Genomic DNA, 9,102 nt, shown 5'->3' on the forward strand with positions numbered 1-9,102 from the left:
CCGGCGGTCCGGCGGCAGCGCACCACGTACGGGCCGGACTCGCGGCCGCTGTCGACGTCGACGTCGTGGTTCGACGGCGCGCTCTCGGCCAAGGCGCCGGCGCTGCTGGTCGCGGAGCGGATCGTCGAAGGCACCTCGGCCCACGCGGCCGCCCGGCTGGGCACCAGGATCGTGACGACGCAGGAACGGCACGCGGCGGGCCGCGCGAGCGGCGAGGAGGCGAGCGAACTGGGCCTGCCCGAAGGGGCGCCGGTGCTGCTCGGCCGGAGCACCTTCCTGGCGGCCGACGGGACGGTCGTCGAGTACGGTGAATCCGCCGCCTTGCCCGACCACTGGGTTTTTTACGAGTACACGACTGAGGACGGCGAATGAAGAAGATCCACGCGGGCAAGGTCCGCGACCTGTACGAGCTCGACGGCGGGGACATCCTGCTGGTCGCGTCCGACCGGGTCTCGGTCTACGACGTGGCGCTGCCGACGTTGATCCCGGACAAGGGCGCGCTGCTCAACCAGCTCTCCGCGTGGTGGTTCGACCGGATGGCCGGGGTCGTGCCGAACCACGTCGTGTCGACCACCGACGTGCCGGCGGAGTTCGCCGGGCGCGCGATGCGCTGCAAGCCGCTGAAGATGGTCAAGGTCGAGTGCATCGCCCGCGGCTACCTCGCCGGCCTGGGCCTGCGGGAATACCAGCGCGACGGCAAGATCTCCGGCGTCGCGCTGCCGCCGGGCCTGCGCGAGGGCGACAAGCTGCCCGAGCCGATCTTCACGCCGACGACCAAGGAGTCCGACACCGGGCACGACGAGTTCATGACCTTCGACGAGGTCCTGAACGACATCGGCGAGGACACCGCGAAGCGGCTTCGCGAGCTGACGCTGGAGATCTACACGAAGGGCGCCGAGCACGCGGCGAAGCACGGCGTCATCATCGCGGACACGAAGCTGGAGTTCGGCTTCGACGCCGACGGCACGCTGACCCTCGGCGACGAGGTCCTGACGTCGGACTCGTCGCGGTTCTGGCCCGCCGACGAGTGGGAGCCGGGCCGCCCGCAGCACGCGTTCGACAAGCAGTTCGTCCGCGACTGGTCGCGGTCGACGGGCTGGGACCAGACCCCGCCCGGGCCGGAGATCCCGGCGGACATCGTCGAGCAGACGCGGCAGCGCTACACCGAGGTCTACGAGCGGATCACCGGGAAGACCTGGGTCCGTGGGTGAGTTCGACCCGTACCGGCTGATCGACGAGGTCGAGACGCTGCTGGTTTCGCACGGCCTCGCGCCGTCGCGGATCCCCGGGCGAGGAGGCGACCGGCTGGCGGGCGCCAGCCGCCTCCTGCGCGGGTTCGGCCTGGAGCCCCGGCTGTCCCCCGAAGACGCGTTCGGCTTCGGGGTGCCGTTCCAGGGCCGGATCAACCAGGACTAGGGGCTCTTGGTCAGGCTCGCGTCGCGTTCGACGACGTCACCGAGGACGTCGTCGATGGCCTGGAGCAGGTCGGCGTCGAGCTTCTTGCCGGCGGCCTTGACGTTCTCGTGCACCTGCTCCGGCCGCGAGGCCCCGATGATCGCCGAGGCGACGTTCGGGTTCTGGAGCACCCACGCGACGGCCAGCTGAGCCAGGGTCAGGTCGGCCTGCTTGGCGAGCGGCTCCAGTTCGGCGACGCGCTTGAGGACGTTCTCGTCGAGGAAGCGGGCGACCATGTTGGCGCCGCCCTTTTCGTCGGTGGCGCGCGAGCCGGCGGGGTAGTCCTGGCCGGGCTTGTACTTGCCGGTCAGGACACCCTGCGCGATCGGCGACCAGACGATCTGGCTGAGGCCTTCGCGCTCGGAGGCGGGGATGACCTGGTCCTCGATGACGCGCCAGAGCATGTTGTACTGCGGCTGGTTGGAGACGAACGGGATCTTCAGCTCGCGCGCGAGGGCGGCGCCGCGGGAGATCTGCTCGGCGGTCCACTCGGAGACGCCGACGTAGAGCACCTTGCCCTGGCGGACGAGGTCGGCGAAGGCGAGCATGGTCTCTTCGAGCGGGACGGTCCGGTCGAACCGGTGCGCCTGGTAGAGGTCGACGTAGTCGGTGCCGAGACGCTGCAGGGACGCGTTCGCGGACTCCATGATGTGCTTGCGGGACAGGCCCTTGTCGTTGGGACCCTTGGGACCGGTGGGCCAGAAGACCTTGGTGAAGATCTCCAGGCTTTCCCGCCGCTGGCCCTTCAGGCCACGGCCGAGGACCGATTCGGCGGCGGTGTTGGCGTAGACGTCGGCGGTGTCGAAGGTGGTGATGCCGGCGTCGAGCGCGGCCTTGATGCAGGCGTGGGCCTGGTCCTCCTCGACCTGGGAACCGTGGGTGAGCCAGTTCCCGTACGAGATCTCACTGACGTTGAGGCCGCTGCGGCCGAGACGACGAAACTCCATGGGTGCGAGCTTAGGCGGTAATCGTTTGCTTTGCTAACGACCCTGGAGTGACTCCAGCCTCGCTCCGGCTCCCCGGGTGACGTGAATGACTCATTCATGTCGTCCGACGACATGAATGAGTCATTCACTACGTCCGTGCCGGGTCGTGGACAGCAAGAAGCCGGGTAGAGCATCGCTCCACCCGGCTTCTCGAAACCAGCTCAGTTCGGGATCGGGTCGCCCGGCTTCAACCGCGGCTTCGGCACCCGCAGCCGCCGGATCTGGGACGCCCGCACGAACGCGTACCACCCGATCGACCGGCCGTTCACCGTCTCCTTCGGGAACTTCTCCCGCACCAGCTTCGCGATCTTCCGGCCGTTCACGAAGCCCTCGATCGCCATCACCAGCAGCATCGCCGTGCACAGCAGCGTGATGTACGACTGGACCTGGGGCAGCGGGACCAGCAGCGCCAGGAACACCACGATCGCCAGCGGCATGAACAGGCCCAGCAGGTTGCGCCGGGTGTCGACCAGGTCGCGGACGTACGCCTTCACCGGGCCGCGGTCGCGGGGGAGGAGGTACTTGTCGTCGCCCGCCATCATGCGGTCGCGGCGGAGCTTGGCGGCCGCGCGGCGGTCTTCCTTCGTCTGCGGGTTCGACTTGCGCAGTTCCTTGTTGCGCTTCATCGCCTCACGCATGGTGGTGGGCGGCGGCGCCACCGGGCCGCGCTTCTTCGCCTCCGCGTCGCGACGCTTGGGCGTAGCCTTGCCCTTACCGGGCGTGAACGCCTTGCCCGCGACGTCGACGGCGTCCGTCGTCTCCGGCTCTTCGGCGGCGGTGTCTGTGGTGCTTCGGCGCAGGAACCTCACCTCACCAGGGTATTGCAGGCGTCACGCCGCCGTTCACCAGGTCGATCGATGTGCGACCATGGTGGGGGAACAGATCGGACGCTCCGGGTGTTGAAGACGTCAGCACGAGGAGTATCCGCAGCGAGTTCGAACTTTGAGGGAGTGCCATGACGACCGCTGAGCACGCCGGCGCGACGCAGGCCGAGACCGCCGAGGAGACCCACGGCGTCACGTTGACCGACGCCGCGGCTTCCAAGGCGAAGGCCCTGCTCGAGCAGGAGGGCCGCGACGACATGCACCTGCGCATCGCCGTCCAGCCCGGTGGCTGCGCGGGCCTGCGCTACCAGCTGTTCTTCGACGAGCGCACGCTCGACGGCGACCTGTTCCGCGACTTCGACGGCCTCAAGGTCGCCGTGGACCGGATGAGCGCGCCGTACGTGTCGGAAGCCGTCATCGACTTCGTGGACACGATCGAGAAGCAGGGCTTCACGATCGACAACCCGAACGCCACCGGCTCCTGTGCCTGCGGCGACTCGTTCCACTGAGTCAGCCTGAGAAAGGCCCCGCTCCCCGGAAGGGAGGCGGGGCCTTCTTCGTCTCTGCGGACTACACGTAGGCGTCGAGCTCCGCGACCTGGGCGTGGCACGCCTCGTCGACCGCCCACGGCTCGGCCGTGACGCGGGGCAGCGGCAGGCGCTCGGCCTGCAGGTTCGCCGGGATGAGCGCGCAGTCGGCGATCAGCTCGGACAGGGTCTCGGGTTCGGTGACGGCGTTCACGATTCGTAACGCTATTGATCGCGATTCGACTGGAGAAGGAGTACCAGCCGGTAGTGTCGGCTGGGCGTGCGCGAACTACCCGGATGGGTCATGACCCGGGGGTAACTTCGCGCCTTTTGCCGTGAGGTCGAACACAAAGGAGCAGCCGGTGGCAGACAGGGCCAGGATCGCGGTGTCCGGCAGTATCGCGACCGACCACCTCATGCACTTCCCGGGCAGGTTCGCGGAGCAGCTGGTCGCGGAGCAGCTGCACCGGGTTTCCCTGAGCTTCCTCGCCGACGACCTCGTGGTCCGGCGCGGCGGCATCGGCGCCAACATCGCCTTCGGGCTCGGGGTCCTCGGCGTCCAGCCGGTCCTCGTGGGTGCCGTCGGCGCCGACTTCGCCGACTACCGCTCCTGGCTGGAGCGCCACGGTGTCGACACCTCCGGCGTGCACGTGTCGGAGGTCGCGCACACCGCGCGGTTCGTCTGCACCACCGACGAGGACCTCTGCCAGATCGCGACGTTCTACGCGGGCGCGATGGCCGAGTCCCGCAACATCGAGCTGCAGCCGATCGCCGAGCGCGCCGGCGCGCTCAGCCTGGTGCTGATCAGCCCGGACGACCCGGAGGGCATGGTCCGCCACGCCGAGGAGTGCCGCCAGCGCGGGTACGCCTTCGCCGTCGACCCGTCGCAGCAGCTGGCCCGGATGAGCGGCGAGCAGGCGCGTGCCTTCGTCGCCGGGGCGAAGTACCTGTTCAGCAACGACTACGAGTGGGAGCTGCTGCTCCAGAAGACCGGCTGGACCGAGGCCGACGTCCTCGCGCAGGTCGGCATGCGGATCACGACGCTGGGGGAGAAGGGCGTCGAGATCGTCGGCAAGGACGGCACGGCCCTGCAGATCGGCGCGGTCCCCGAGCGCGCGAAGGCCGACCCGACGGGCGTCGGCGACGGCTTCCGCGCGGGCTTCCTGGCCGGCCTCGACGGCGGCCTGAACGTCGAGCGCGCGGCCCAGCTGGGCTCGCTGATCGCGGTGCTGGTGCTGGAGACGGTCGGCACGCAGGAGTGGACGTTCGACCGCGCGGACGCCCTGGCCCGCATCGGCGAGGCCTTCGGCCCGGACGCGGCCGACGAGATTTCGGCGGTCCTGCCCGCCGCCTGACCCCACGCCCGAAAGCCGTGAAGGCCTCCTTACCGGTCAAAAAAGCCGGTAAGGAGGCCTTCACGGCTTTTTCAGCGGGTCAGAGCTTGACCGGGTAGACCGGCTCCGGGATCTCGGGCTTGATGCGGTGCTCGACGAAGATGCCGTGCCACAGCATGAACACGATCAGCGCCCACAGCTGGCGGCTGCGGTCCAGCTGGCCCGCCTTGTGCTCCTCCAGCAGCGCCAGGATCGCCTTCTTGTCCAGCAGCTCCTCGGTCCGGGAATCGTTGATGATCCCGCGAGCCCAGTCGTACATCTCGTTGCGCAGCCACAGCCGGATCGGGACCGGGAAGCCCAGCTTGCGGCGGTTGAGCACGTGCGCCGGGATGATCTTGGCCAGCGCCTGGCGCAGCGCGTACTTCGTGGTGCCGTGCGCGAGCTTCTGGTCCAGCGGGATGGACGCCGCGACCTTGAACACCTCGGCGTCGAGGAACGGCACCCGCAGCTCCAGCGAGTTGGCCATGGTGACCTTGTCGGCCTTGACCAGGATGTCGCCGCGCAGCCACGTGTAGAGGTCGACGTGCTGCATGCGGGCCACCGGGTCCCAGCCGCGCGAGACGTCGTACCAAGGCGCCGTGACGTCCTTGAAGCCCACGCCTTCCTGATACGTGCGAAGGACGTTCCGCAGCTGGTCGTCGCGGAAGTTGCGGGCGTTGCCGTAGTAGCGGTCCTCCAGCGGCAGCGCGCCGCGGCGCAGGAGGTCCTTGCCGCGGGTGCCCTCGGGGATCTTCGTCGACACCTTGCCGATGAGCTTCCGCATGCCGCCCGGGATCTTCTCGAACGGCGCCAGCGAGATCGGCTCGTTGTAGATCGTGTAGCCGCCGAACAGCTCGTCCGCGCCCTCGCCGGACAGCACCGCCTTGACGTGCTTGCGGGCCTCGCGGGCGATGAACCACAGCGGGACCAGCGCGGGATCGGCCACCGGGTCGTCGAGGTACCAGACGATGAGCGGCAGCACCTCCATCATCTCGTCCGCCGACACCGTCCGGACCACGTGCTTCACGCCGATCGCGGCGGCCGACTCGGCGGCCACGTCGACCTCGGAGTAGCCCTCGCGCTCGAACCCGGTGGTGAACGCGATCAGGTTCGGGTTGTGCTCCTTGGCCAGCGTGGCGGTGGCCGTGGAGTCGATGCCGCCCGAGAGGAACGCGCCGACCGTGACGTCGGGGTCGGAGATCATGTGCTTGCCGACCGAGTCGCGCATCACATCGGCGATGCGCTGGTGCAGTTCCTCGGCCTCGGCCTGCGAGTTCACCGGCTTGGCGCTGAACTGCGGGTGGAAGTAGCGGGTGAACTTCACCTCACCGCCGGGGACCACCTCGAACGACGTCCCGGACTCGACGCGGCGGATCGCGGTGTGCAGCGACTCGGGCTCGGGCACGTACTGCAGGACCAGGTAGTGCTGGAGGGCCGTGCGGTCCAGCTCCTGGGCCACGCCGAGGACGTCCGAGAGCTCCAGCAGGCTCTTCTTCTCGCTGGAGAACGCCACCCCGCCGGGGCCGGCCGAGTAGAACAGCGGCTTGATGCCGAACGGGTCGCGCGCGCCGAAGACCTTCTTCTCCTGGGAGTCCCAGATCATGAAGGCGAACATGCCGCGCAGGCGCTTCACCCAGCCGGCGCCCAGGTAGTGGAAGCCGGCGACGATGGCCTCGCCGTCACCTTCGGTCTCGAACTTCGCGCCGTGCTGCGCGGCGAGCTCTTCGCGCAGCTCACGGTAGTTGTAGATCTCGCCGTTGAAGTTCATCGTGTACCGGCCGGGCGCCTCCGGCGGGCCCCAGACCAGCGGCTGGTGCGCGTGCTCGACGTCGATGAACGCGAGCCGGTTGAAGCCGTAGACGACCTCGGCGTCGGCCCACGTGTCCTGCTCGTCGGGGCCGCGGTGGCGCTGGCAGCGCATGGCCGCGCCGACGGCGTCACGCGCGTTCGCCGCGCCGGTCTCGGTCGCGCAGATCAGTCCAAGCAGGCCGCACACGGGTACTCACACACCTTCAGGGGTATTCGCGGGGCTGGGAAGGGCCCAGTATGCCGGGCCGGTCGTGGCGAGTACCACGCGCGTCGATGGTTACCCCTTGGTCAGCGGGACGGGCCAACTCGGCTAGGCTCCGCCTGTCACAAAGATCGGTCGTAGGAGGCTCTGGGTGAAAGGGCGAGGCGCAGTGGGACAACCCAAGCGCACCCTGGGGAAGCGGACCGTGCGCGTGGCCGCTTTGGCGGTGCTGGTCGCGCTGACCGCGACGGGCTGCTCCGGCGACGAGATCCTGCGGTTCGGCTGGCCGGTCGGCGTCACCGAGCAGGCGAACCAGATGCGGAACCTCTGGACCTGGACCGTGGTCGCCGCGCTGGCCGTGGGCGTCATCGTGTGGGGCCTGATCTTCTGGACCGCGACGTTCCACCGCAAGAAGAAGACGGCCGACGGCGAGCCGGAGGAACTGCCCCGGCAGTTCCAGTACAACATCCCGCTCGAGCTGTTCACGGTCGTCGTCCCGACGATCATGGTCTGCGTCCTGTTCTTCTTCACCGCGACGACGGAGTCGAAGGTCCTGGACAAGATCCCGAACCCGGACGTCAAGGTCCAGGTCGTGGCCTTCCAGTGGAACTGGGAGTTCAAGTACGAGGACGAGTCGGCGAAGAAGGCGGACGGCCAGCAGGTCAGCACCGTCGGCTCCTCCGGCGAGATCCCGCTCCTGGTGCTCCCGGTCGGCAAGACCATCCAGTACGACCTGGTCTCCACCGACGTCATCCACTCCTTCTGGGTCCCGGAGTTCCACTTCAAGCGGGACGTCATGCCGAACCCGGAGAAGAACAACCAGGACAGCTCCTTCCAGAACAAGATCGACCGCGAAGGCTCCTTCGTCGGCCGGTGCGCGGAGCTGTGCGGCACGTACCACTCGGTGATGAACTTCGAGGTCCGCGCGCTGTCGGCGGACAAGTACGACCAGTACATCGCGCTGCGGAAGCAGACGAACCCGGCGACCGGCCAGGCGTTCACCGCGGCCGAGGCGCTGGCGAAGATGAACTGCGGCGAGCTGTGCACCCCGCACGCGGTCACGACGCAGCCGTTCAACACCGACCGCACGGCCCGCACCGCGTCCAACTGACGTCCGGCTGAAACAGGAGTAGGGAAGAACCCATGAAGGCCGAAGCCCGCATCTTCTTCATCGTGGCGATCTTCGCCGTGTTCATGGCGGCCGTGTACTGGGTGTGGACCGCGGCGGCCGCGACCCACGGCCCGGAGCCGGTGGGCATCGTCTCGCTGTTCCTGACCGGCGGCCTGGCGTTCCTCGCGGGCAGCTACATGCAGTTCGTCGCCCGGCGCATCGAGCCGCGCCCGGAAGACCGCGAAGACGCCGAGATCAGCGACGGCGCGGGCGAGCTGGGCTTCTTCAGCCCGGGCAGCTACTGGCCGGTCTCGATGGCGGCCACGGCGGCCCTCGCGGCGCTGGCGCTGGCGTTCTTCCACATCTGGCTGCTGGTGATCGCGCTGGTCGCGCTGCTCATCACCATCGGCGGCCTGGTGTTCGAGTACCACACCGGCCCGTCGCACGACTGACGCTGTTTCGAAGCCGGCCGTCACGCACCCGCGTGGCGGCCGGTTTCGTTTTCAGCCCCGGAAAGCCGTCCGGTACGACGACGGGCTGGTCCCGCGCAGCCGCGTGAACTGGTGCCGCAGCGCGGCCGCCGACGCGTAGCCGCAGGCCGTCGCGATGTCCTCCACCGACAGCCGGCCCGCTTCCAGCAGGGCCTGGGCGCGGTCCAGGCGCCGCTCGGTCAGCCACCGGTGCGGCGTCGTGCCCGTGGCGGCCGAGAAACGGCGCAGGAACGTCCGTTCGCCGAGCCCGCTGCGGCGGGCCAGCTCCGCCACCGTGAACGGCTGGTCCAGCCGCCGCTCGACCCACTCCAGGGCCTCCGCGAC

General features: G+C 69.0%; 12 protein-coding genes. 7 read left to right on the forward strand and 5 right to left on the reverse strand.

Annotation, left to right across the window (positions count from 1 at the left end; translation table 11 throughout):
* The 3 genes from G3I65_RS11385 to G3I65_RS11395 all read left to right on the forward strand — a co-directional run.
* On the forward strand, window positions 1-372 hold a 372-nt coding region (locus tag G3I65_RS11385), incomplete at its 5' end, for a UTRA domain-containing protein (RefSeq protein WP_160696077.1).
* Window positions 369-1,211 carry a phosphoribosylaminoimidazolesuccinocarboxamide synthase gene (locus G3I65_RS11390; RefSeq protein WP_160696078.1) on the forward strand — a complete coding sequence of 281 codons (843 nt, stop codon included), beginning with the start codon at window positions 369-371 and terminating at the stop codon, window positions 1,209-1,211. The genes G3I65_RS11385 and G3I65_RS11390, both read left to right, overlap by 4 nt.
* On the forward strand, window positions 1,204-1,416 hold the full coding sequence (locus G3I65_RS11395) for a hypothetical protein (protein ID WP_160696079.1): 213 nt from the start codon (window positions 1,204-1,206) through the stop codon (window positions 1,414-1,416). Before G3I65_RS11390 ends, G3I65_RS11395 begins: the two co-directional genes overlap by 8 nt.
* Here the strand turns inward: G3I65_RS11395 and G3I65_RS11400 are convergent.
* Together G3I65_RS11400 and G3I65_RS11405 are read right to left on the reverse strand one after the other, a co-directional pair.
* A complete protein-coding gene (locus tag G3I65_RS11400) occupies window positions 1,413-2,402 on the reverse strand; it encodes an aldo/keto reductase family protein (RefSeq protein ID WP_160696080.1) in 990 nt (329 codons plus the stop codon). The two genes, G3I65_RS11395 and G3I65_RS11400, sit on opposite strands and share 4 nt — an antisense overlap.
* 200 nt (window positions 2,403-2,602) lie before the next feature.
* Window positions 2,603-3,250: a DUF3043 domain-containing protein gene (locus tag G3I65_RS11405; RefSeq protein ID WP_160696081.1), complete on the reverse strand. Its 648-nt coding sequence runs from the start codon at window positions 3,248-3,250 to the stop codon at window positions 2,603-2,605.
* Between the two features lie 146 nt (window positions 3,251-3,396).
* On the opposite strand from G3I65_RS11405, the gene G3I65_RS11410 reads away from it, so the two are divergent.
* Window positions 3,397-3,774 (forward strand): iron-sulfur cluster assembly accessory protein, encoded by a 378-nt coding sequence (locus tag G3I65_RS11410; protein WP_004562664.1) that lies wholly within the window; start codon window positions 3,397-3,399, stop codon window positions 3,772-3,774.
* 61 nt (window positions 3,775-3,835) lie between these two features.
* On the opposite strand, the gene G3I65_RS56445 is transcribed toward G3I65_RS11410, so the two are convergent.
* A complete protein-coding gene (locus G3I65_RS56445; protein WP_166639946.1) occupies window positions 3,836-4,006 on the reverse strand; it encodes a hypothetical protein in 171 nt (56 codons plus the stop codon).
* Window positions 4,007-4,154: 148 nt separating this feature from the next.
* Between G3I65_RS56445 and G3I65_RS11415 the strand changes: the two genes are divergently transcribed.
* Complete coding sequence (locus G3I65_RS11415; protein ID WP_160696082.1) at window positions 4,155-5,147, forward strand: carbohydrate kinase family protein; 993 nt, start codon at window positions 4,155-4,157, stop codon at window positions 5,145-5,147.
* A 79-nt stretch (window positions 5,148-5,226) separates the two neighbouring features.
* Here G3I65_RS11415 and asnB read toward each other — a convergent pair whose 3' ends face one another.
* The gene (asnB, locus tag G3I65_RS11420; RefSeq protein WP_160696083.1) at window positions 5,227-7,161 is read right to left on the reverse strand and encodes an asparagine synthase (glutamine-hydrolyzing); all 1,935 of its coding nucleotides are present in this window, start codon (window positions 7,159-7,161) and stop codon (window positions 5,227-5,229) included.
* A gap of 184 nt (window positions 7,162-7,345) precedes the next feature.
* Between asnB and coxB the strand changes: the two genes are divergently transcribed.
* The gene (gene coxB / locus G3I65_RS11425) at window positions 7,346-8,287 is read left to right on the forward strand and encodes a cytochrome c oxidase subunit II (protein ID WP_163046671.1); all 942 of its coding nucleotides are present in this window, start codon (window positions 7,346-7,348) and stop codon (window positions 8,285-8,287) included.
* Window positions 8,288-8,319: 32 nt separating this feature from the next.
* On the forward strand, window positions 8,320-8,739 hold the full coding sequence (locus tag G3I65_RS11430) for a cytochrome c oxidase subunit 4 (RefSeq protein WP_160696084.1): 420 nt from the start codon (window positions 8,320-8,322) through the stop codon (window positions 8,737-8,739).
* Between the two features lie 51 nt (window positions 8,740-8,790).
* Here the strand turns inward: G3I65_RS11430 and G3I65_RS11435 are convergent.
* Window positions 8,791-9,102 (reverse strand): helix-turn-helix domain-containing protein (locus G3I65_RS11435; RefSeq protein WP_160696085.1); only part of this gene is annotated, 312 nt, incomplete at its 5' end.

Source organism: Amycolatopsis sp. SID8362, assembly GCF_010550475.1.
GTDB classification, from domain to species: Bacteria; Actinomycetota; Actinomycetes; order Mycobacteriales; family Pseudonocardiaceae; genus Amycolatopsis; species Amycolatopsis eburnea.

Bases quoted from the DNA above. Each gene is read 5' to 3' on its own strand.
- G3I65_RS11390 (WP_160696078.1), top strand. From the start codon at position 369: ATGAAGAAGATCCACGCGGGCAAGGTCCGCGACCTGTACGAGCTCGAC.
- G3I65_RS11410 (WP_004562664.1), top strand. From the start codon at position 3,397: ATGACGACCGCTGAGCACGCCGGCGCGACGCAGGCCGAGACCGCCGAG.
- G3I65_RS11430 (WP_160696084.1), top strand. From the start codon at position 8,320: ATGAAGGCCGAAGCCCGCATCTTCTTCATCGTGGCGATCTTCGCCGTG.
- G3I65_RS11400 (WP_160696080.1), bottom strand. From the start codon at position 2,402: ATGGAGTTTCGTCGTCTCGGCCGCAGCGGCCTCAACGTCAGTGAGATC.